This window comes from Pseudomonas sp. B6002 (genome assembly GCF_013385985.1).
GTDB lineage: Bacteria > Pseudomonadota > Gammaproteobacteria > Pseudomonadales > Pseudomonadaceae > Aquipseudomonas.
This window is the reverse complement of sequence record NZ_JACAOY010000006.1, coordinates 772,979-794,404: the sequence shown is the minus strand read 5'-3', so window position 1 is coordinate 794,404 and position 21,426 is coordinate 772,979. Positions and strand designations below refer to the sequence as shown.

Below are 21,426 nucleotides of genomic sequence, written 5' to 3'. Positions count from 1 at the left end.
CGTGAACAAAGCTCATCCGCCGCTGCTCAATGCAACGATTCGACACCAGTCGCTGGGGCTTGGGCTCTTGGCGCTGGTGCTGTTCATTGCCGGTAACTGGCACCAGGCAATCATCGGCTTCGACTCGCGTTTCGTGGTGTTCGCCCAGGAAATGCTGCGCCATGGGCCCAGCTTTTTCCCCACCACGTACGGGCAGCCCTATGCCGATTACCTCGCCACCTCTACCCTGCTGACCTGGCTGTTTTCCCTGCCGTTTGGGCAGGTCACCAGCTTCACGGCCTGGCTGCCGACGGCCATTGCTTCGGCGGTGATCGTCACCCTGGTGTACCGCCTCACGGCGCCCTACTCCCCGCGTTGGGGCCTGCTGAGTGTGGCGATGTTGCTGCTCAGCAGCACCTTCATCAGCGAAACCCGTGCGGTGTCTCTTGACCAGATGCTCGCGGCCGTGGCGTTGGCGGTGTTCTACCTGGGTTATGCCCACGACCACTTCGGTGCGGGCAAGCGCCTGCACTGGCTGTTCCTGCTGCTGATCATCGGCTTTGCGATCCGTGGGCCCATCGGCCTGGTGATCCCCACGGGTGTGCTGTGCAGCTATTACCTCATCAACCGCCAATGGCGCCAGTTGTTCAGCTTCGGCTTGCTGGCCCTTGCGTTGCTGGCGGCGTGTGTTGGCCTGTTGTTGCTGTTGGCCAAGCTCAGCGGCGGTGAAGACTTCATGCGGGATGTGATTCGCATGCAGTTCCTGGGGCGCATGGACGGCACCGAAGGTTCCAGCGGCGTGCTGTACTACTTCACCAGTTCCATCGGCAATTACGCGCTGGCTTACCCGGTGGCGTTGCTGGTGCTACTGGCGGTGGCGCTGAACGGGCGACGTGTGCCGGATCCTGCGCTGCAGTTGGTGTTGTACTGCGCAGCGGCAGGTTTGCTGGTGATGCTCGGCCTGTCGGTTCCCCAGGCGAAGAAAGCGCGCTACATACTGCCCATGCTGCCCATGGCGGCAATCATTGCGGCGTACCCGTTCCAGGTGACCCAGGGACGGCTGTTCGCCGCCTTGCGTAGCCTGATGCTGGGCATTTGGACGTTGTTCCCTGCCCTGTTGGCCATTGGCTTGTTGGTTGCGCGCCGCCGCTATGCGGAGCAGTTGGGTAGCCTGACGCTGATGTTTGTCGTGCTGGGTGTGCTTCAAGTGCTCGCGTTGCTGGCGCTGTTCAACGTGCGGTTTCGCCCGGCCGGCCCTGCGCTGGCGGCCGTGTTGGCGATTTGGACGACGTACATCGTGGTGGTTGAGCCGCTTGAGCGCAGCCTGTATGACACCCGCACCTTCAGCCTGGCGGTCAAGGCACAGATCAACCAGCAACCGGCGCCCGTGGTGCTGCATGCACTGGGCAAAGACGCGAAAGCCATCAAGTTGATGGTCAACCTCGACTGCGACCGGGTGCCCCTGTTCACCCAGTTGCCAGCCGAGCTGGCCCCGGTGCAAGGTCCCGCCTGGCTGGTGATGAGCCAGGAAGATTACGAGGGGCTGCAAGACCCTCGGTTGCGCTCCATTACTCCCACGCTCACCGGGGAGTTCGACAAGAACCCTTACGTGCTGCTGCACCTGGCCAAATCCACGCCGCATTGATAGCGCTGTTGCGTGGTTCTGTACGAAAGAACGCCCACTCCTCAAAGAGTGGGCGTTTTGCATTCTTATCGCCAAGAAACATCCTACGGCCCAATGCGTAATGCCTGGGGCACTCGCCTCTTCCGGCGCTCATACCCCAAATGTAGACTCGCTCACCAAGTGCCTTAACTATCTACCACCAGGCCCTAAGGTTTTTAACACGCATAACAACAAGGACGCTGTAGGCCATCCCCCACCGTGGTGGCCTCTTTCACTGAGAGGAGAATTTTGTGCGAGATGATCGAGTGACCCTGCCCCTGCCGGCACTGGAACGACTGATGGGCTTGCGGGACGCCCTGGTGGCGTTGAAGGGGCCGCTGGCTGACGACCCTGAACTGAAGAAAAACCTGCAAAAACACCTGTTCAACGAAGAGACCGATTGCCGCGTACTCGGCAAGGTCAACATCCCCGATCTGCATAGCGTGCGCCAGATTCCCTTTGGTGCCGTCCTTTAACTTCATTATTATTGCACTCAACCCTCATTAATATGCACTGGTGGCCGCTCACCTAGATCGGCACACTGCACAGGTTCCTCCCCCAAATGTTGGAACTTTCAAAGGGCTTTTCCGGGAAACCAGGCAAGCCTTTTTTTTCGCCCGCTGTTTATGGACCCTTTTTAATGCTCGCTCGTTTTTTACCCGCTGCAATCAACACGCGCCCCGCCGAATGGAGCCGCGCCGCCATCGGCATGGCCTTGGGCACGATGCTCAGTGTCTGGGCCTGCGCCCACGTGTTTGGCATGGACGTGGCGCTGCACTTGCTCGGCCCTCTCGGCGCCTCGGCGGTGCTGCTGTTTGCCGTGTCGTCGGGCGCCCTGGCGCAACCTTGGTCGATCATCGGCAGCTACTTGTGTGCCGGCGTCGTCGCGCTGCTGGTGGCGCGGGTGTTGGGGCGAACCTTGGGCAGCGCCTGCCTGGCGGCCGGCATCACGGTGGTGCTGATTTGCTGGCTGCGTTGCCTGCATCCACCCGCCGGCGGCCTGGCCATGAGCCTGGTGCTGGCCGATCCGGCTTCCATCAGCCTCGGCTGGTACGAAATGGCGCCGGTCATGTTCGGCGCCAGTGCGTTGTTGCTGTGTGCACTGGCCTACAACAATGCCACCCGCACGCGTTATCCCAAGGGCGCGGCCGAATCGCCTGCCGTGGTGATGGGCACGCCGACGCCCGCCACCGACCCCACGATCACGGCCGCCGACCTGAAGCTGGCGTTGGCCGAAATGGAGCAGTTCTACGACATCGAACCCACTGAGCTTGAGCAACTGATCCACGCGGCTGAAGGCCATGCGCGTCGGCGCAGCATCGGTGAGGTGCTGGCCCATCGGGCAGCTTGAGTTCCTCTGCAAAAATGCAAAAACGACCTGCATGATTCACGGTTGTACGGGGCAAATTTGCACTGGTACGATCGCGAGAGCGTTCGCCTACGAACATCTTGATAAAGAACAATAAAAGCAGGGAGTTAGAGATGACTGCTCAGGTTTCATCCGAAGCAAGCCGCGCCGACATTCTTCAAGACGAGGTGCTGGCCGAGGTTCGCAACCATATCGGCCACCTCACCCTCAATCGCCCGGCGGGCTTGAACGCCATCACCCTGGACATGGTACGTGGCTTGACCCAGCAGCTCCAGGCCTGGGCCGATGACCCGCAGGTGTACGCCGTGGTCCTGCGTGGTGCCGGCGAAAAAGCCTTCTGTGCCGGGGGCGATATTCGCTCGCTGTACGACAGTTTCAAAGGCGGCGACACCCTGCACCAAGACTTCTTCGTCGAGGAATACGCCCTCGACCTGGCTATCCACCACTACCGCAAACCGGTGCTGGCCCTGATGGACGGGTTCGTCCTCGGCGGCGGCATGGGCCTGGTGCAAGGCGCCGATCTGCGCGTCGTCACCGAGCGCAGCCGCCTGGCGATGCCGGAAGTGGCCATCGGGTATTTCCCTGATGTGGGCGGTAGCTATTTCCTGCCGCGTATTCCGGGTGAGCTGGGCATTTACCTGGGCGTGACCGGCGTGCAGGTTCGTGCCGCAGACGCCCTGTATTGCGGGTTGGCCGACTGGTACTTGGAAAGCACCAGGCTCGCCGAGTTGGACCAGAAGCTCGACCGCCTGCAGTGGCACGACTCGCCCCTCAAGGACCTGCAAGGCGTACTCGCCAAGCTCGCCGTGCAACAACTGCCGGACGCGCCGCTGGCCGCGCTGCGCCCCGTCATCGACCATTTTTTCGCGTTGCCGGACGTGCCGAGCATCGTTGAGCAATTGCGCGCCGTCACCATCGCCGACAGCCATGAGTGGGCGCTGGCCACCGCCGACCTGATGCAAACGCGTTCCCCCTTGGCCATGGCCGTCACCCTGGAGATGCTGCGTCGCGGCCGTCGCCTGCCGCTGGAACAGTGCTTCGCGCTGGAATTGCACCTGGATCGCCAGTGGTTCGAGCGTGGCGACCTGATCGAAGGCGTTCGCGCCTTGATCATCGACAAGGACAAAACCCCGCACTGGAATCCGCCCACGCTGCACGGATTGGACGCCACCCACGTCGAGAGCTTCTTTCACGACTTCGCGCAGAAGGTTCACTAAGCCATGCAAGACATTGAATACACAGAAGAACAAGTGATGATCCGCGACATGGCGCGCGACTTTGCCCGTGGCGAAATCGCCCCTCACGCCCAGGCTTGGGAAAAAGCCGGCTGGATCGACGATGGGCTGGTCGCCAAGATGGGGGAGCTGGGCCTGTTGGGCATGGTGGTCCCTGAAGAATGGGGCGGCACCTATGTCGACTACGTGGCGTATGCCCTGGCGGTGGAAGAGATTTCAGCCGGCGACGGTGCTACCGGCGCCCTCATGAGTATCCATAATTCAGTGGGTTGCGGGCCGATCCTCAACTACGGCACCACCGAACAGAAACAGACTTGGCTGGCCGACCTCGCCAGTGGCCAGGCCATTGGCTGCTTTTGCCTCACTGAGCCCCAAGCCGGTTCCGAGGCGCATAACTTGCGCACCCGCGCCGAATTGTGCGACGGCCAATGGGTGATCAACGGCGCCAAGCAGTTTGTCAGCAACGGCAAGCGCGCCAAGCTGGCCATCGTGTTTGCGGTCACCGACCCGGACCTGGGCAAGAAAGGTATCTCGGCGTTCCTGGTGCCGACCAACACCCCAGGCTTTGTGGTCGACCGCACGGAACACAAGATGGGTATTCGGGCGTCAGACACCTGCGCCGTCACCCTCAACCAATGCACCGTGCCGGAAGCCAACCTGCTGGGCGAGCGTGGCAAAGGCCTGGCCATCGCCCTGTCCAACCTGGAAGGCGGTCGTATCGGCATTGCCGCCCAGGCCCTGGGCATTGCTCGCGCTGCCTTCGAGGCGGCGTTGGCCTACGCCCGTGACCGTGTGCAGTTCAACCAGGCGATCATCGAACACCAGAGCGTCGCCAACCTGTTGGCCGACATGCAGACCCGGCTCAATGCCGCACGCCTGCTGATCCTGCATGCTGCGCGCCTGCGCAGTGCTGGCAAGCCGTGCCTGTCGGAAGCGTCCCAGGCCAAATTGTTTGCTTCAGAGATGGCCGAAAAGGTCTGCTCCTCGGCGATGCAGATTCATGGCGGCTATGGGTATCTGGAGGATTACCCGGTGGAGCGCTACTACCGGGATGCGCGGATCACGCAGATATACGAAGGCACCAGCGAGATTCAGCGGATGGTGATTGCCCGGGAGCTCAAACACTACCAACTGTAGGAGACGGCTTGTCGGCGATGGAATCACCTCGGTGTTACTGATAAACCGAGGTGTCTGTATCGCCGGCAAGCCAGCGCCTACAGGAGAATTGCGGGGCCTGGAAAACCACTCTCCGCTGTGGGAGCTGGCTTGCCTGCGATGGAATCGCCTCGGTGTACCTGATAGACCTAGGTGTCTGCATCGCCGGCAAGCCGGCTCCTACAATGATGGTGGGGCGGGTTATTGGTCTTTGAAGTCGGGCGCGCGCTTGGCCACGAACGCGGCCATGCCTTCCTTCTGGTCCTGGGTCGCGAACGCGGCATGGAACACGCGGCGTTCAAAGCGAACGCCTTCAGACAGGCTCACCTCAAAGGCACGGTTCACGCTTTCCTTGACCATCATGCTGATCGGCACCGATTTGCCCGCGATCAGGGTGGCAACTTTCAACGCTTCGTCCAACAGCTCATCGGCTGGCACGATACGGGCCACGATGCCGCAACGCTCTGCTTCCACTGCATCGATAAAGCGCCCGGTCAGGCACATTTCCATGGCCTTGGCCTTGCCCACGGCGCGGGTCAGGCGCTGGGTGCCGCCCATGCCCGGCAGCACGCCGAGGTTGATTTCCGGCTGGCCGAACTTGGCGCCGTCGCCTGCGAGGATAAAGTCGCACATCAGCGCCAGCTCGCAGCCGCCGCCCAGGGCAAAGCCGTTGACGGCGGCAATGATCGGCTTGCGGCGGTTGGCCACGCGGTCGCTGTCGCTGAACAGGTCGTCGAGGTAGATCTGCGGGTACGTCAGCTCGGCCATTTCCTTGATATCGGCACCGGCTGCAAAGGCCTTCTTCGAGCCGGTCAACACGATGCAGCCGATTTGCGGGTCGGCTTCCAGGCCGTCCAGTGCCTGGTTCAGTTCGCTGACCAGTTGCGCGTTGAGAGCGTTCAAGGCCTGCGGACGGTTAAGGGTGATCAGGCCGACACGGCCCTGGACGTCAAGCAGGATGGTTTCGTAACTCATGTATGGGCTCCTTAGAGATTGCGTGAGATGACCATGCGTTGAATATCGCTGGTGCCTTCGTAGATCTGGCAAACCCGCACATCGCGGTAGATGCGCTCCAACGGGAAGTCGCTCAGGTAACCGTAACCGCCCAGGGTTTGCAAGGCGGCCGAACAGACTTTCTCGGCCATTTCCGAGGCAAACAGCTTGGCCATGGAGGCTTCCACCAGCGCCGGCTGGCCGCTGTCACGCAGGGCGGCGGCGTAGTGCACCATCTGCCGGGCCACGGCGATTTGCGTGGCCATGTCCGCCAGGCGAAAGGCCACGGCCTGGTGTTCGATCAGCGCCTTGCCGAAACTTTCGCGCTCACGGGCGTAGTCGCGGGCTGCTTCAAAGGCGGCGCGGGCCATGCCCACCGATTGCGAGGCGATACCGACGCGGCCGCCTTCGAGGTTGGCCAGGGCGATCTTGTAGCCTTCACCCTCCTCGCCCAGGCGGTTGGCCACCGGCACCTTCACGTCCTCGAACAGGATCTGGCAAGTGTCGGACGCATGCTGGCCGAGCTTGTCTTCGACCCGCGCCACGGTATAACCCGGCGAATCGGTAGGCACGATAAACGCGCTGATCCCGCGCTTACCCGCCGCAGGGTCGGTCACGGCAAACACAATCACGATGCCGGCGTTCTGCCCCGAGGTGATGAACTGCTTGCAGCCGTTGAGTACGTAGTGCTCGCCTTCCAGCCGCGCACGGGTTTTCAGACTGCTGGCATCGGAACCGGCTTGCGGCTCGGTCAACGCGAACGCGCCGAGCATGGCGCCACTGGCCAGAGGCTTGAGGAAGTGCTCTTTCTGGTAGTCGTTGCCGAACGTGAGGATCGGCACACACCCCACCGAGTTGTGCACGCTCATGATGGTCGAGCACGCCCCGTCACCGGCCGCGATTTCTTCCAGGGCCATGGCATAGGCCAGGTAGCCGGTGTCGCAACCGCCCCACTGTTCCGGCACCAGCATGCCGAAAAAGCCCAGTTCGGCCATCTCGCCAATGGCCTCCTTGGGAAAGCGGTGCTCACGGTCCCACTCCGCGGCGAAGGGTTTGAGGCGTTCCTGGGCAAATTGCCGGGCCGCGTCGCTGATTTGCAGTTGTTCGTCATTGGGCAGCATGGGGGTGAGTCCTTAATACAGGCATTCGACGGCCATGGCCGTGGCTTCACCACCGCCGATGCAGATGGCGGCAACGCCGCGTTTGAGGCCTTTTTGGCGCAAGGCCGAGAGCAGCGTCACCAGAATGCGTGCGCCTGAGGCGCCGATCGGATGGCCCAGGGCGCAGGCGCCACCGTGGATATTGACCTTGGCGTGAGGGATTTCCAGCTTGCTCATGGTCACCAGGCTGACGACGGCGAAGGCTTCGTTGATCTCGAACAGGTCCACTTCACCCAGGTTCCAGCCGGTCTTGCTCATCAGTTTGCGGATCGCGCCGACTGGCGCCACCGGAAACAGCCCTGGCTCATCGGCAAATGCAGCGTGCCCATGAATCACCGCCAGCGGCTTTAGGCCACGCTTTTGCGCCTCGGACTGACGCATCATCAGCAACGCCGCCGCACCGTCGGAAATCGAACTGGAGTTGGCCGCCGTGACCGTACCGCCTTCGCGAAAGGCCGGCTTCAAGCTGGCGATCTTGTCGATCTTGGCTTTGGGCGGCTGCTCGTCATGCAGGATGGTTTTTTGCTCTTTGCCCACGGTGACCTGGACCGGCACGATTTCGGCGGCGAAGTTGCCATGGTTGATCGCTTCCTGCGCGCGAGTCAGGGAGGCAATGGCAAACGCGTCCTGGGCTTCGCGGCTGAAACCGTTGTGCACCGCGCAGTCCTCGGCAAAGGTGCCCATCAGGCGGCCCTTGTCGTAGGCGTCTTCCAGGCCGTCGAGGAACATATGGTCCAGCACCTTGCCGTGGCCCATGCGGTAGCCGCTGCGCGCGCGGTCCAACAGGTACGGCGCGTTGGACATGCTCTCCATGCCACCGGCAATTACCACCTCGACACTGCCGGCCAGCAGCGAGTCGTGGGCCAGGATCGCCGACTCCATGCCCGAGCCGCACATTTTGTTGAGGGTGGTGCAACGCGTGGATTTATCCAGGCCGGCGCCCAATGCGGCCTGCCGCGCCGGTGCCTGGCCGAGGCCCGCTGGCAGTACGCAGCCGAACAGCACTTCATCGACCGCGTCGCTGGCAATTCCGGCGCGCTCGACCGCCGCACGGATGGCCGCAGCACCCAGCTGCGGTGCGGTCAGGCCCTTGAGGTCGCCCTGGAAACCGCCCATTGGCGTGCGGACGGCGCTGACAATAACAATCGGATCGCTCATGGGGTGTGCTCCTTACTTGGCTGCCATGCGCAAGGCGCCGTCGAGACGGATCACCTCGCCATTGAGCATGCTGTTTTCAATGATGTGTCGCACCAGGGCGGCGTACTCGGCAGGTTTGCCCAGGCGTGGCGGGAATGGCACGCCGGCCGCCAACGACTCACGCACCTCAGGGGTCATGCCGGCCATCATCGGGGTTTCGAAAATGCCTGGGGCGATGGTCATGACGCGGATGCCGAAGCGCGCCAGCTCGCGGGCAGCAGGCAGGGTCAGGCTGGCAATCGCGCCTTTGGAGGCCGAATACGCCGCCTGGCCGATCTGCCCGTCGAACGCGGCCACCGAGGCGGTGTTGATGATCACGCCGCGCTCGCCATCGGCATTCGCTTCGGTTTCCGCGATGGCAGCAGCAGCCAGGCGCAGCAGGTTGAAACTGCCGATCAGGTTCACGTTGATCACCTGGGCAAAGCTGGCCAGCCCGTGGGGGCCGTTCTTGCCGAGGATTTTTTCGCCGCGCACCACACCGGCGCAGTTCACCAGGCCGTGCAGCCCGCCAAAGGCGGCGACGGCGGCCTGCACGGCGGCTTCGGCAGCGGCTTCCTGGCTGATATCGGCGACTGCACTGCGTGCGTTATCCCCCAGCTGTTTGGCCTTGGCCGCTACTGCGTCGGCGTTCATGTCCACCAGCATCACCTTGGCGCCGGCCGCGACCAGCATCTCGGCAGTTGCCGCGCCGAGGCCCGAAGCACCGCCGCTGACCAGAAAAACCTTGTTTTGGATATGCATCATTGTGTCCTTGAAGAAAGGTCAGGCCACCGCCGCCTTGGCGATTTCCTGATTGCGTAAAATAAAGCGTTGCAGCTTGCCGCTCGGGGTCTTGGGCAAGTCGCTGACGAATTCGATTTCGCGGGGATACGCATGCGCCGCCAGGCGCTTGCGCACGTGCTGGCGCAGCTCTTCGGCGAGTTCCTCGGTGGCGCGGTAGTGCGCATTGATCACCACAAAGGCCTTCACCAGCTCGGTACGTTGCGGGCAGGGTTTGCCCACCACGGCCGCTTCGATCACCGCTGGGTGCTCCACCAGGGCGCTTTCCACGTCGAACGGGCCGACCCGGTAGCCGGAGGTGGTGATCACGTCATCGCTGCGCCCTACGAAGCTGATGCTGCCGTTGGGGTTGAGTTCCACGGTGTCGCCACTGAGGTAGTACTTGCCGACGAAGGCCTTGGTCTTCACGCCGTCGTAGCCGGCGAACCAGCACATCGGTGATTGTTCGCGGTCGATGGCCAGGATGCCGGGCACCCCGGCCGGCAGTTCCTGGTGGTCGTCGTCCAGTACCACGATGCGATGCCCCGGCGAGGCAAAACCCGCCGAACCAACGTGCACCGGGTGCTCCAGCCCATGGTGATTGCACAGCACCATGCCCAGTTCGGTCTGGCCGTAGTGGTCGTGGATGGTCACGCCGAGGTTGTCGGCAAACCAGCGGATCACTTCCGGGTTCAGGGGTTCGCCGGCGCTGCTGACAATGCGCAGCTTGCCCTTGATCGACTGGGCGAACTGCTCGCCACCGGCAATCAGCAGGCGGTACGCGGTCGGCGAACCGGTAAGGTTGGTGATCCCGTATTTGTTGATCACCCGACAGGTGCTTTCCAGGGTGAACGGGCCATCGTAGAAGGTAATCGGGTGGCCCATGGACAGCGGCCCGGTGACGCCGAAATAAATGCCATAGGCCCAGCCCGGGTCGGCGACGTTCCAGAACGCGTCTTCGGGGCGCAAATCCACGGCATCGCGGGTGTAGCTCTGGAACGCAACGATGGCCTTGAGCGGCACCGACAGCGCCTTCGACGGGCCGGTGGTGCCCGAGGTGAACATCAGCAGAAACGGGTCATCGGCGCCCAGCAGCACCGGCGCGCAATCATTGGAATGGTTGGGCAGCTCGGCCCAGAAACTGTAGTCGCCGCGCACGATGCCTTCGCCTTTGGGCCCGGCGACGGTGACGATGGTCGGGCAGCTCTCGATTTCGGCGAGCTTGGGCCGGTTCACCGCGTCGGTGACCACCAACTTGGCCCCCGAGCTGCCCAGGCGGTGTTCGATGGCCTTGGGGCCAAAGGCGGTAAACAGCGGTTGATACACGGCGCCGATGCGCCAGGTGGCCAACACCACCACCAACAATTCGGCCGTGCGCGGCAGCAGGCCGGCCACCTTGTCGCCGCGCGTGACGCCCTGGGCCAGCAAGAAATTGGCAAAACGTGAGGCCTGGTCTTGCAACTCGGTGAAGGTGGACGTGGCGCTGCGGCCGTCCTTGCCCTCCCAGAACAAGGCGATGCGCCCCGGCAGCGCGTGGCGATCGCAACACTCCACGCAGGCATTGAGGCCCTGCAGGGTGCCGGCCAGTGCGGCGTCGACGGTGTGCTGGTAATCGAACTCGGTAGTGGCAGCCAAATACTCACGCATTGCTTCAAATCCTTCTGTATTTTTATTTTCAGGACATTTTGCATCACACGAATCGCGGAAATAGTCGCTCTAGAGCGGCGCAGCGGCAATGGTCAAAGCTTTCAACATAGCTGACTGGTTTGGCCAATCATTGATCGCGCTTATCAATGGGTCGACCCAAGCGATTGGACGTCGCGGGTGCCAGCTTCTAACCTGAGGGCCTGCGCCACCTAAGAAGCCCCGCCCGATGATCGTCCGCCCCAAACCCAACCTCCTGGGTATCCTGTTTTCCCTCAAGGGCTCGATTGCCAAGCGCATTGCCCTGCGCAGCCTGCTGGTGACCCTGCTGGCTTCGGTGATCGTGCTGGTAGAAACCTGGCACCCGGCCTACTTTTCCAAGGTCAACGCCACGCCCTTCACGTTGCTGGGCCTGTCGCTGTCGATCTTCATGAGCTTTCGCAACAACGCCTGCTATGACCGCTGGTGGGAGGGGCGTAAGCAATTGGGGCAAATGATCATTGATGTGCGCTCGTTGATCCGCGAGACTCAGATGCTTGGTGATACGCCTGAGCGTGCCGGCGTTTTGCGCGGGCTCTGCGGGTTTGCCCATGGGCTGATCGCGCGCTTGCGCCTGGAAGACGAAGTTCGCGCAATTGCCGCTTGGACCCCGGTCGATCAAGGGCATCCGAACCTGCCCGATCGAGTCTTGCAAAGGCTCGGCGCACGCTTTTCGGAGATGACCGAGCAAGGCGTGATCAGTGAGTGGCGCTACACCCAACTGGAAGCCCGGCTGGTCAGCCTCAGCCAGGTGCAGGCTTCGTGCGAGCGGATCAAGCACACGCCGCTGCCCTTCCCCTACACCCTGCTGCTGCACCGCACCATCTACCTGTTCTGCATCCTGCTGCCGTTTGCCATGGCCGAGCCGCTGGGCTGGTTGACGCCGGTGTTCACCGCCATCGTCAGCTACACGTTCTTTGGCCTGGATGAAATTGGCGATGACCTGGAAGACCCCTTCGGTTTCGACGAAAACGACCTGCCCTGCAATGCCATCCTGCGCACACTGGAACGGGAGGTCCGTGCCGCCTTGGGCGAAACCGACCTGCCCCCTGCCCTGGAGCCCGTGGAGTACGTGCTCACCTGATGCGGGTTTGACACTCGCCCTGGTCTGACCGAAGCTGGTGGCTTTGCGATAGCTGCCCCAGCTTTTGGACGCCTGCATGTCAAAGTCACGCCGTTACGCCCTCATCGGCCTGTGCGCCCTGTTGTCTATTGTGCTGATCACCTGGTTTTTCTCCCGCTCCCCCCAAGTGACCGTGCCCCCGGCGATCGCCCATGGTTACGCCAAGGCCCTGCGCCAGGCCCATAACGGTGAGCCGGGAGCGGCGCGTGTGTTGTATCAACAGTTGGGCCGCCCGGACCTTTCACCTGAGCGGCGCGCCGCGCTGCACGCCGAATTGCCCAACTACCCAAGCCCCCAGGCGTTGAAACTGGCGGATAAAGACTTGGCCAACGATGCCCCGCTGGTACGCGAAGCCGCGATCCACAGCATTGTCGGCCTGGTGCCCACCGGCCAACGCACCTTGTTGCTCGGCCCTGTGCTGGATGACCCGGAACAAGACGTGCGCTTCGCCGCCGCCAACGCCTTGCTCGGCCTCTCGCCGGACACCCTGGGCTTGTACTTCGGGCCCTTGCAGCAAGTACTCGATGAATTCGTGAAAAAGCTCAAGGGCCAACCCGAAACCGCCGAGGGCTGGATTCAACTGGCGCGCCTCTATATTCACAGCGCCCTGTTGCCAGACGCACAAAACGCCTTGGAGCAAGCCATGCGCCTGCAGCCGGACAACCTGCAAGCGGTGGTCGCGCAAATTGAGCTGCTGGATAAACAAGGCAAGACCGAAGAGTCCCGCCAACTGCTGGCGCGCCAATTGGCGGCTCACCCGGAGTCAGCCTACCTGCAACACGCCCTGGGCATGTGGCTGCTGCACCATGGTGAACGCCCGTACGCACTGCTCGGATTGTCCAAGGCTGTGGAACTGGAGCCGGACAATCAGGATTACCGCTACGACCTGGCCACCACCCTGCATGCCCAGGAAGAACTGGAAGCCGCCCAACGCCAGTTGGAAGAGATCGTCCAACGCCACCCCGCCAATCGCAAAGCCCGGGTGTTGCTGATCAACTACTGGAAGGAAACCGGTCAGTTGCAGAATGTGCAGGTGTTGCTGGCGCAGCTTGAACAGCAGAATCCGGACGACCCCGCGTTGCAGCAAGGCCTGTAGTCGACTCCAAAAACTTGTAAAACCAAGCTCTCGTTGTACAAATCTCAACAAGCGTTGAACCGCCACGTGCCACTACGGTCAAGTGAATATGGCGCGCCCCGGGCGGCGCGCACCTCTACTTGTACGTGACTTGAGGGTACTTCTTGTCTACATCCAATGCGCTGTTAAACGACAAAGCCGCCACCGGGATCGAAGGTCTTGATGACATTCTTTCCGGGGGGCTCTCGCGTAGCCACCTGTTCCTGCTGGAAGGTGAGCCGGGGACCGGCAAGACCACCGTGGCCCTTCACTTCCTGCAGGCCGGAGCCAAAAACGGTGAGCGTTCGCTGTACATCACCTTGTCCGAGACCGAGCGGGAATTGCGCCAGGGCGCCAAGTCCCACGGCTGGGACCTGGATGACAACATCCATATCTTCGAACTGACCCCACCCGAGAGTTTGCTCAACGCCGAGCACCAGCAGAGCCTGCTGTATTCCTCGGACCTGGAGCTGGGCGAAGCGACCCGGCAGATCTTCGAAGTGGTGGAACGGGTCAAGCCCACCCGCGTGGTGGTCGATAGCCTGTCCGAGATCCGCCTGCTGGCCCAAAGCTCCCTGCGCTATCGCCGGCAGATCCTGGCCATCAAGCATTACTTCGTGCGCTACGACGCCACCGTCCTGCTATTGGACGACCTGACCACCGAATCCCTCGACAAAACCGTGCACAGCGTGGCCCACGGGGTGATTCGCCTGGAAGAACTGACCCCCAACTACGGTGCCGAACGGCGTCGGGTGCGGGTGGTGAAGTACCGCGGTCAGAAATACCGTGGCGGCTTCCATGACTTCACCATCATGCAGGGCGGCGTGCAGGTGTTCCCGCGCCTGGTCGCTGCCGAACATCGGGGTGGCTACAACCGTGAAACCTTGACCAGCGGCATAAAAGAGTTGGATTCGTTGCTGGGCGGCGGTATCGAGACCGGCTCCAGTAGCCTGATTCTCGGCCCGGCCGGTACGGGCAAATCGCTGATCTCGATGATTTTTGCTGCCGCCGCTGTGGCGCGGGGCGAGAAAGCCGCCCTCTTCATCTTCGATGAAGAACTGGGCCTGCTGTTCGAGCGCATGAAAAACATGGGCATCGACCTGGAGGCCCTGCAAGCCACCGGCAATCTGCTGATCGAACAGGTGGACGCCGCTGAGCTGTCACCTGGCGAGTTCTCCCATCGCGTGCGTCGCTGTGTGGATGAGCGCGGGATCAAGACGGTGGTGATCGACAGCGTCAATGGCTACCAGGCCGCGATGCCGGAAGAAAATGCGCTGATCCTGCACATGCACGAGCTGCTGCTGTACCTCAACCGTCGCGGTGCAGCGACCTTCATGACCGTGGCCCAGCATGGCCTGGTCGGCGACATGCAGGCGCCGGTGGACATCACTTATTTGGCCGACACGGTGATTCTGCTGCGTTACTTCGAAGCGCTGGGCAAAGTGCGCCGAGCGATCTCGATCATCAAGAAGCGCACCGGCTCCCATGAATCGACCATCCGTGAATACCGCATCGGTAGCCGTGGCATGACCGTAGGCGAACCGCTGGACAACTTCCAGGGCGTACTGCGCGGCATTCCCACCTACCTGGGTGCCGGTTCGCCTCTGCTCAAGGATGAGGGCTAGTGGCCGACCCGAACCCGGTCTCCGAGCGCGCGATCATCCTTGCGCCATTGGGACGCGACAGCACCTTGGCGCTGATGATGCTCAACGAAGCCGGCTACAGCGGCATCGTTGCCAACAACCTGGCCCACCTGTGCGACGCGCTGGAGCAAGGTGCCGGCTTGCTGGTGATCGCGGCCGAAGCCTTGCGCGGCGTTGAGCTGGAGCCTTTGCTGGAGTTCCTGCATCAGCAGCCGGCGTGGTCTGACCTGCCGATCGTGCTGATGACCCATCACGGTGGCAGCGAGCAGAACGGCTCGTCACACCTGAGCGGCCTGCTGGGCAACGTAACCTTCCTGGAGCGGCCATTTCACCCGGTCACCCTGATCAGTATGGTCAGCGCCGCCCTGCGCGGGCGACGCCGGCAATATGACGCGCGGGACCGCCTGATCGACTTGAGTGAAAGCGAACGGCGCCTGCAAAGCACCCTGGAAACCCTGGAGCAGCAGGTCGAAGAACGCACCGCGCAGCTGCGTTACAACGAGGATGCATTGCGCCAGTCGCAGAAAATGGAAGCGGTGGGCCAATTGACCGGCGGCATCGCCCACGACTTCAACAATATGCTCACCGGCATCATCGGCAGCCTGGAGCTGCTGCGCCGGCGTGTGTCCCGTGGCAAGCTGGACGACCTCGACAGCCTGATCGACTTGGGTGTGACCTCGGCCAACCGCGCTGCCGGCCTGACCCATCGCCTACTGGCCTTTTCCCGTCGCCAGTCGTTGGACTCCAAACCCGTGGAGATCAACCAACTGGTCAGTTCCATGGGTGAATTGTTGCAGCGCAGCATCAACGAAAGCATCGCCCTGGACATGCGCCTGCCCCATGAACTGTGGACCGCTGAAGCGGACCCCAACCAATTGGAAAGCGCCCTGCTCAACCTGGTGATCAATGCCCGGGATGCCATGCCCAACGGCGGTCAGTTGATGGTCGAAACCACCAACCGTCACCTCGACAGCGTGTTTACTGCCGCTTATGGCACGTTGAAACCCGGTGATTACGTGGAGCTGAGCGTCAGCGACACCGGCTGCGGCATTCCGGAAACCCTCTTGAGCCGGGTGTTCGACCCGTTTTTTACCACCAAGCCGATCGGCCAGGGCACCGGGCTGGGCTTGTCGATGATTTACGGTTTTGCCCGCCAGTCCCATGGGCATGTGACGATTCACAGTGAAGTCGGCAAAGGCACCACCGTGAGCCTGTTCCTGCCGCGCTTCCTCGGCGAAATCGCCCAGGTCGAGGCGGCCAACCCTGCGCTGCTGCCATTTGCCAATGCCGGTGAAACTGTGCTGATTGTCGAGGATGACCCGGCGGTACGGGTGCTGGTCAGTGCGGTGCTCAAGGAGCTGGGGTATGGGTTTGTCGAAGCCGGCGACGCCGATACGGCAGTGCCGATCATCGAGTCGGACCAGCGTATCGACCTGTTGATCAGTGATGTCGGGTTACCGGGCATGAACGGCCGACAACTGGCAGAAATCGGCCGCCAGATTCGTCCCGAATTGAAGGTGCTGTTCATCACCGGGTATGCCGAACACGCGGCGGTTCGTGGTGGGTTCCTGGACCCCGGGATGCAGTTGATCACCAAGCCGTTCACCTTTGACCTGCTGACGGCGAAGGTACGGGAAATGATTCATAGATCATCAGATCAATGAGTTCATGCGCCCGGTACCTTGCTTTTATAAGGTGACCTACAACGGCGTGGAATACAGGTCTTCCAACGCCTTGGAGTTTATGCCCACTTGATTCAGGGCGTTGGGTTTGTAGTCACTGACGGTAAACAGCACCTCGCTGCTGCCCGGGTCCACCGTCGTGTACTTTCGCGAGAACGCTTTGCTGGTAAATATATTGTCCAGCCCCTGTTTGAAGCTTTCAGCACTCTCGAACGTTGCCAGCCCGTAGTTGGGTTCGTAGAAGAAATACTTCTTCGCACCGCTCTCCACACGCACGCCTGCTGTCATTGCGTGCCCGCTGTCCCCAATCAGAAGCGTCTTGGATCCGTTGGCATCGATCAACTGATCGGCGACGGTGGAATAGGGAACACGGGCTGCGCTCCCCCCGTGGAAGGCCGTTGGCGTCGTTAGCTTGGCTTGCATGTCATTCAGGGTATTGATGAATTGTCTCGAGGCCGCTGATTTGGGATTGGCGGCCACTGCGTAGAAATTATCAATCAGTGCCTGCCCTTTGCCGCGTTGCATGGCTTCAAGCATGAGGTGGGACAGTGCCGCACATTGTCCTTGGGACAGTGGCTGTGTCTGGCTCAGGTAGAACAGCTGCGGCATAGGCGTAATACGCCCGCCAGCGGCGCGGACCTCTTTGTTGAAAATGATCACGCCGTTGAGGCTGCTGTTCACCGCCAGCCTTTCCTGTTGCCTGACCAGGGTGCCGATGTCCTTGGGTGACAGGTTGCCCGAGACCGTCAGCTTCTTGATTTGTGCCGAGGTCATCCCTGGCGCATAACCTGGAACCCCCTCCGGTTTACCCTCAAGGTAACCCGTGCGATACGCAGCGCCCTGCGGGCCGTTCTCAGCTTTCCTGATGGTGTTCATCCACTGGGTATCAAGATGCGTGGTGACGATGGGGTCGAAAGTATGCAGGACAGAAGCCGTGCCGCCCGTGGTCGGGTCAAATTCACGCCACCTGCTGGTAGCCGCGTCATATTTGGCAATCGTACGCTTGGCAACACCGTTTCCCGATGTCGCGATACCTTCAAAAAGATCCTTACGCGCAGCGACCGCTCGTGCTTGTTCTGGCGTGAGTCTCAGCGCTGGCGAAGCATTCGCTGTGGCGGGCTTGGCCCCCAACTGGGTTTTCAGACGATGAAAAAACCTTGGTACTGTGCTGCCAGCACCTCTGCCCACGACATGCCCGAAGCCTTTAAGTGTTCGCCCAATTTGTTTCAAGCCAGGGGAGCGCAGACCTTTGCCGGCTGCCTTGCCCGGACTCAAGCCTTTGAGGGTCACGCCCATCACAAGGTCGAAGAGGGTATCGCCAGCAGCACTCACGTAATCGCCATTAATGATGTGCCGGATAGCCGAGGCGCCCGGCACGATACCCAGGAATATCTCGTGAAATGTTTTCTTCAGGCTGGCCTCGCGGTCAAACGTAGTGACTTCTCTGGACGCGTCTTTCTGCATGCCTAACCTGTACAGCGGCACGATGTTGTCAGAGAGCAGCTTGCCCACGTATTCGCTGCGGGGGCTGGTGAAAGACACGGGGACGCTGTCACCCTCCGTCGCGGCGTGTTCGCTGCTCGTCGCTATTGGCCGAACAGTGGCCACGGCGAAATTCTTAGCAAGATAGCTGTTGCTGGGGCGCTCTACCCACTCACCTTGAGCGCCTTCCTTGAAGGTGGCGTTCAAGTCTTCACGTTTGCGGATCACGTAATGTTGCGGGTCAATCTGATAATAGGTCACCTGACCGTCACGTTCTGTTTTGATGATCAGTGAACGGTCGCTGCCGGTTTGCGCAAACCCGTTATTGACCGACATCGACCCTGAACCGGTGGAGATGTCCGAACGCGTGGTTTCGCCAGTCTGGTAGACCGTGAGCTTGCCGTATTCAATATTCTTGCGATCGCCCATCGGGAGATTGGCGATCAGGTTCTTGGTGAGCGTGGCCCAGCCCTGGGTCAACTCACTTTCATACGTGTCAAATGCCTTTTCGTGTTTCGCGATGGGGTCCGGCAGCGTGCCCACCCGTTTGATCATTGACTGGGTAATCTTGGGGTTGCTGGAAAACCAGCCCACATCGTCGCCCGCCCGCTTCGCCAGGTACAAATCCAGGAGCGAGTAGTGGCCGACGGGATCTTTGGTCAGTGAAGGGGTCAGCCTGTGCCCGTCCGTCTTCACGATGTGGGCACGAATAGTTTTCGCCTCGAAATCGATCCCTTCACCCAAGGTGGCCTTGAGTTCGGCCAAGGCGACGCTTCGCTGGCTGGGCGCCTGTTCCTTCAGCGCCGCGTAAGCGCGAGCCAGGGCGTTCTGCTGCGCTTCAATCGTGCGGCGGGTGTACTCGATATTCTGTGGGCTATGCGGCCCAGTCAGGCCCAACGTACCGTGGCTCTCGCCCCAGTCGATGATCGCCGGCAATTGGGACTCTCGCTGCAGCTCGGCTTCCTCGTCAGTCGCGGGAGAAACCTCGTCGAAGGCGAGCACTTCGCCATAGCTCATGCGCGTGCTGGCGCCAGGGCTCAGCGCTTCGATACGCGCAACGGCTGCCTTGAGTGCCAACCACTCGAACGAACCCTTGGTGATGTACTCGGGGATGTCTTTGACCAGCAGTTCGGGGGCCGCACGAGACAGCAACAATACCGCTGCCATGGGCGCAGCCTGAGGGGTTGTCACGAACGTGCGACTAAGGTGATCGATCAACGCCTGCTTGATCTGAGCGGGGGTTTGACCCTCGTGCCCGCCAAGGTTGAACCCGGCAACGTGGTTGGCTTGCGGCTCCTTCAGGCTCTTCACATCGAGCATGATCCCCATCACTGTCAGCAACCAGGTCCTGGGGCTTGCACCACCAGCCTTATCCCCCGCGCGCTTGAGCAGTTCAGCACCCAACTGTTGACCTTCCTCGGCGTTGAGGATCCATTCGATCACGGCCAGCGGGTCATCTTGCCTGAGGATGAACGAAGGCACGCGGCTGACCAATGCGCCCAGCACATCGACACTGCCCAGCGAGGTATCCGGGTCCACTACCGGTAACCTTGGATGGTTATCGGCGAGCGTGCGGAAAACCTCTGCGCGCTCCTCTACGGTCAACGGTGTTGGCCACGCCAGCGCCCCGGCAAAGTTACCGTCCTGTGGACGGCTGAGCGCCGGTTCAGCCAAGTTGTTGATCAGGCTGTTCAGTTCCTGCTGGTTTTTCGGGATATGCCAGTCGTAGGTAGCCAGCACATCTTCGAGGCTGACTTCACTGTGTCCCGTGTCTTTTGTATAGCTGGAGTTGGGGGCAAGTGGCATTTTTGTATCGCGCAAAAAGTCCGCCAAGGACACGTGTTCGTTGCTGTTGAATTGCATCAGACGGTTCAGCAGGTTGAACTTGACGTTGTTATTGCCCAGCGCTGTCACCTGCTCTTCCAACTGCTCGGGGGCACGCGCCTTGAGGTTTACAAAAGGTTTGTCGAGCCCTTTTTGGTCAAAGGTTTGGTTGTGCTCCAACTGAGTGGCGCGTGCCAACGTCTGCTCTTTTCTGTCTGCCAGGAGCACTTCGCCATAAAATCGCGCAACCTCCTGCACCGGCGCCGTTGTTGGATGGGTAGGAATTTTGATGCGGCTGTAACCCAGCGCGCGCGCGGCGGACAGGATTGGCGCCGTGGCCTCGGCCCATGCACGCCCCAACTGGGAAGTACTAAAGGTCATCGGCTCGCCGTTGACCATGGCCGTCAGCGTTTCGTTTATGTGATCAACAGTCATCGGGCTCGACGTATCGATATCGAGCTTTTTGGCAAGTGCTTCAAAACGTGGGCTTTTGACTGCGTTGTAAAGCTGTTGCCACCACTGACCGAACGTCGAGTCAGCGGGAATATTGTCGAGGTTTACCCCGTCGGTTGAACCTCCGGCCACATTGCGCAAGGCCTTCACGTACAGCTCTAAAACACCCTTGTCTCCCGACGTAGTGCTCGCAAGGCCGATAACAGGCGAGGCGCCCTCATTGGGCACTTCCCGTTTGTTTCGGATTTGAGTGGCGGAAGTTGACGGCAGTCGGTAATCGAGCGAAGCGTGGGACCGGATCATGTGAAGCCCTGAAAAAGAAAAAGGGATGTGCCGACGAAGAACTGCACTCTTCGGGCTATCGCTTAAGTCGTTCAGGGTTGTAAGACCGTTCCACGGTGCTGGAGGCGGTGCTGTAAACAGATGTGAGTGGCTATGAGCCGCTTACGGGCTGCCTTGCAGCAGCCCAAATGGCGTCAGGCGAGCAATCTCTGGATATGCTCCTGGAGGGTATCCAGGTCAAACGGCTTGGCCAGAATCGGCGCATTGCGCGTAATCGGGCTGTTGCATTCCAGAATTTCCTGCGGATAACCGCTGATAAAGATGACTTTCAGCTCCGGGCGCAGCTTGATCGCGGGCTCGGCGATCTGTACCCCGGAAATGCCGCCCGGCAAGCGGTAATCAGTGACCATCAGGTCCAGGTGCGGTTTGGTCGCCAGGATTTCGAAGGCCTGTTCGCCGTCGATCGCCTTCAATACCCGATAACCCAGGCCCGCCAGGTATTCACCCAGCACAAACATAATGGATTCGTCGTCCTCAACAATCAGGACGACATCTTGTGCATCTTCACTCATGGGAAGCCTTTGTCCGGTCAATAGCTGCAATTACGACCATGGGGTCACGCAGAAGGTT

The 21,426-nt window shown here is 61.1% G+C and carries 16 protein-coding genes; 9 read left to right on the top strand and 7 right to left on the bottom strand.

Annotated elements, in window-relative coordinates; genetic code table 11:
- The first annotated feature begins 1 nt into the window (after position 1).
- The 5 genes from HX792_RS10910 (at position 2) to HX792_RS10890 (ending at position 5,383) form a co-directional block, all read left to right on the top strand.
- Positions 2-1,624: a glycosyltransferase family 39 protein gene (locus HX792_RS10910; protein WP_176996088.1), complete on the top strand. Its 1,623-nt coding sequence runs from the start codon at positions 2-4 to the stop codon at positions 1,622-1,624.
- 290 nt (positions 1,625-1,914) lie between these two features.
- Positions 1,915-2,118 carry a type VI secretion system contractile sheath small subunit gene (locus HX792_RS10905; RefSeq protein ID WP_256349841.1) on the top strand — a complete coding sequence of 68 codons (204 nt, stop codon included), beginning with the start codon at positions 1,915-1,917 and terminating at the stop codon, positions 2,116-2,118.
- Positions 2,119-2,282: 164 nt separating this feature from the next.
- The gene (locus HX792_RS10900) at positions 2,283-2,993 is read left to right on the top strand and encodes an HPP family protein (protein ID WP_176996087.1); all 711 of its coding nucleotides are present in this window, start codon (positions 2,283-2,285) and stop codon (positions 2,991-2,993) included.
- Between the two features lie 131 nt (positions 2,994-3,124).
- Positions 3,125-4,228 (top strand): enoyl-CoA hydratase/isomerase family protein, encoded by a 1,104-nt coding sequence (locus tag HX792_RS10895; protein WP_176996086.1) that lies wholly within the window; start codon positions 3,125-3,127, stop codon positions 4,226-4,228.
- A gap of 3 nt (positions 4,229-4,231) precedes the next feature.
- On the top strand, positions 4,232-5,383 hold the full coding sequence (locus HX792_RS10890; RefSeq protein ID WP_176996085.1) for an acyl-CoA dehydrogenase family protein: 1,152 nt from the start codon (positions 4,232-4,234) through the stop codon (positions 5,381-5,383).
- A 219-nt stretch (positions 5,384-5,602) separates the two neighbouring features.
- On the opposite strand, the gene HX792_RS10885 is transcribed toward HX792_RS10890, so the two are convergent.
- From HX792_RS10885 to HX792_RS10865, 5 genes are read right to left on the bottom strand one after another with little or no spacing between them, the layout of a single operon-like run.
- Complete coding sequence (locus HX792_RS10885) at positions 5,603-6,376, bottom strand: enoyl-CoA hydratase (protein ID WP_176996084.1); 774 nt, start codon at positions 6,374-6,376, stop codon at positions 5,603-5,605.
- An 11-nt stretch (positions 6,377-6,387) separates the two neighbouring features.
- A complete protein-coding gene (locus tag HX792_RS10880; protein WP_176996083.1) occupies positions 6,388-7,515 on the bottom strand; it encodes an acyl-CoA dehydrogenase in 1,128 nt (375 codons plus the stop codon).
- Positions 7,516-7,527: 12 nt separating this feature from the next.
- On the bottom strand, positions 7,528-8,712 hold the full coding sequence (locus HX792_RS10875; RefSeq protein ID WP_176996082.1) for an acetyl-CoA C-acyltransferase: 1,185 nt from the start codon (positions 8,710-8,712) through the stop codon (positions 7,528-7,530).
- A 12-nt stretch (positions 8,713-8,724) separates the two neighbouring features.
- Positions 8,725-9,492 (bottom strand): SDR family NAD(P)-dependent oxidoreductase, encoded by a 768-nt coding sequence (locus HX792_RS10870; protein ID WP_176996081.1) that lies wholly within the window; start codon positions 9,490-9,492, stop codon positions 8,725-8,727.
- Positions 9,493-9,513: 21 nt separating this feature from the next.
- Positions 9,514-11,157, bottom strand: coding sequence for an AMP-binding protein (locus HX792_RS10865; protein ID WP_176996080.1), 1,644 nt, complete (start codon positions 11,155-11,157; stop codon positions 9,514-9,516).
- A gap of 226 nt (positions 11,158-11,383) precedes the next feature.
- On the opposite strand from HX792_RS10865, the gene HX792_RS10860 reads away from it, so the two are divergent.
- The 4 genes from HX792_RS10860 to HX792_RS10845 all read left to right on the top strand — a co-directional run bounded on the left by HX792_RS10860 (position 11,384) and on the right by HX792_RS10845 (position 16,737).
- Positions 11,384-12,277 (top strand): bestrophin family protein, encoded by an 894-nt coding sequence (locus HX792_RS10860; protein ID WP_176996079.1) that lies wholly within the window; start codon positions 11,384-11,386, stop codon positions 12,275-12,277.
- Between the two features lie 76 nt (positions 12,278-12,353).
- Positions 12,354-13,412: a tetratricopeptide repeat protein gene (locus tag HX792_RS10855; protein WP_176996078.1), complete on the top strand. Its 1,059-nt coding sequence runs from the start codon at positions 12,354-12,356 to the stop codon at positions 13,410-13,412.
- A 143-nt stretch (positions 13,413-13,555) separates the two neighbouring features.
- Entirely contained in the window at positions 13,556-15,055 is a 1,500-nt protein-coding gene (locus tag HX792_RS10850; protein WP_176996077.1) for an ATPase domain-containing protein, read from the top strand.
- Between the two features lie 74 nt (positions 15,056-15,129).
- Positions 15,130-16,737, top strand: a complete 1,608-nt coding sequence (locus HX792_RS10845; protein ID WP_256349840.1) for an ATP-binding protein — start codon at positions 15,130-15,132, stop codon at positions 16,735-16,737.
- A 36-nt stretch (positions 16,738-16,773) separates the two neighbouring features.
- Here HX792_RS10845 and HX792_RS10840 read toward each other — a convergent pair whose 3' ends face one another.
- Both HX792_RS10840 and HX792_RS10835 read right to left on the bottom strand, forming a co-directional pair.
- Positions 16,774-20,817: a hypothetical protein gene (locus HX792_RS10840; protein WP_176996075.1), complete on the bottom strand. Its 4,044-nt coding sequence runs from the start codon at positions 20,815-20,817 to the stop codon at positions 16,774-16,776.
- A gap of 173 nt (positions 20,818-20,990) precedes the next feature.
- The gene (locus HX792_RS10835) at positions 20,991-21,368 is read right to left on the bottom strand and encodes a response regulator (protein WP_176996074.1); all 378 of its coding nucleotides are present in this window, start codon (positions 21,366-21,368) and stop codon (positions 20,991-20,993) included.
- Between the last annotated feature and the right edge of the window lie 58 nt (positions 21,369-21,426).

Coding starts and splice junctions, on each gene's coding strand:
- HX792_RS10900 (WP_176996087.1), top strand. CDS start 2,283: ATGCTCGCTCGTTTTTTACCCGCTGCAATCAACACGCGCCCCGCCGAA.
- HX792_RS10895 (WP_176996086.1), top strand. CDS start 3,125: ATGACTGCTCAGGTTTCATCCGAAGCAAGCCGCGCCGACATTCTTCAA.
- HX792_RS10890 (WP_176996085.1), top strand. CDS start 4,232: ATGCAAGACATTGAATACACAGAAGAACAAGTGATGATCCGCGACATG.
- HX792_RS10885 (WP_176996084.1), bottom strand. CDS start 6,376: ATGAGTTACGAAACCATCCTGCTTGACGTCCAGGGCCGTGTCGGCCTG.
- HX792_RS10880 (WP_176996083.1), bottom strand. CDS start 7,515: ATGCTGCCCAATGACGAACAACTGCAAATCAGCGACGCGGCCCGGCAA.
- HX792_RS10875 (WP_176996082.1), bottom strand. CDS start 8,712: ATGAGCGATCCGATTGTTATTGTCAGCGCCGTCCGCACGCCAATGGGC.
- HX792_RS10870 (WP_176996081.1), bottom strand. CDS start 9,492: ATGCATATCCAAAACAAGGTTTTTCTGGTCAGCGGCGGTGCTTCGGGC.
- HX792_RS10865 (WP_176996080.1), bottom strand. CDS start 11,157: ATGCGTGAGTATTTGGCTGCCACTACCGAGTTCGATTACCAGCACACC.
- HX792_RS10860 (WP_176996079.1), top strand. CDS start 11,384: ATGATCGTCCGCCCCAAACCCAACCTCCTGGGTATCCTGTTTTCCCTC.
- HX792_RS10855 (WP_176996078.1), top strand. CDS start 12,354: ATGTCAAAGTCACGCCGTTACGCCCTCATCGGCCTGTGCGCCCTGTTG.
- HX792_RS10845 (WP_256349840.1), top strand. CDS start 15,130: ATGATGCTCAACGAAGCCGGCTACAGCGGCATCGTTGCCAACAACCTG.
- HX792_RS10840 (WP_176996075.1), bottom strand. CDS start 20,817: ATGATCCGGTCCCACGCTTCGCTCGATTACCGACTGCCGTCAACTTCC.
- HX792_RS10835 (WP_176996074.1), bottom strand. CDS start 21,368: ATGAGTGAAGATGCACAAGATGTCGTCCTGATTGTTGAGGACGACGAA.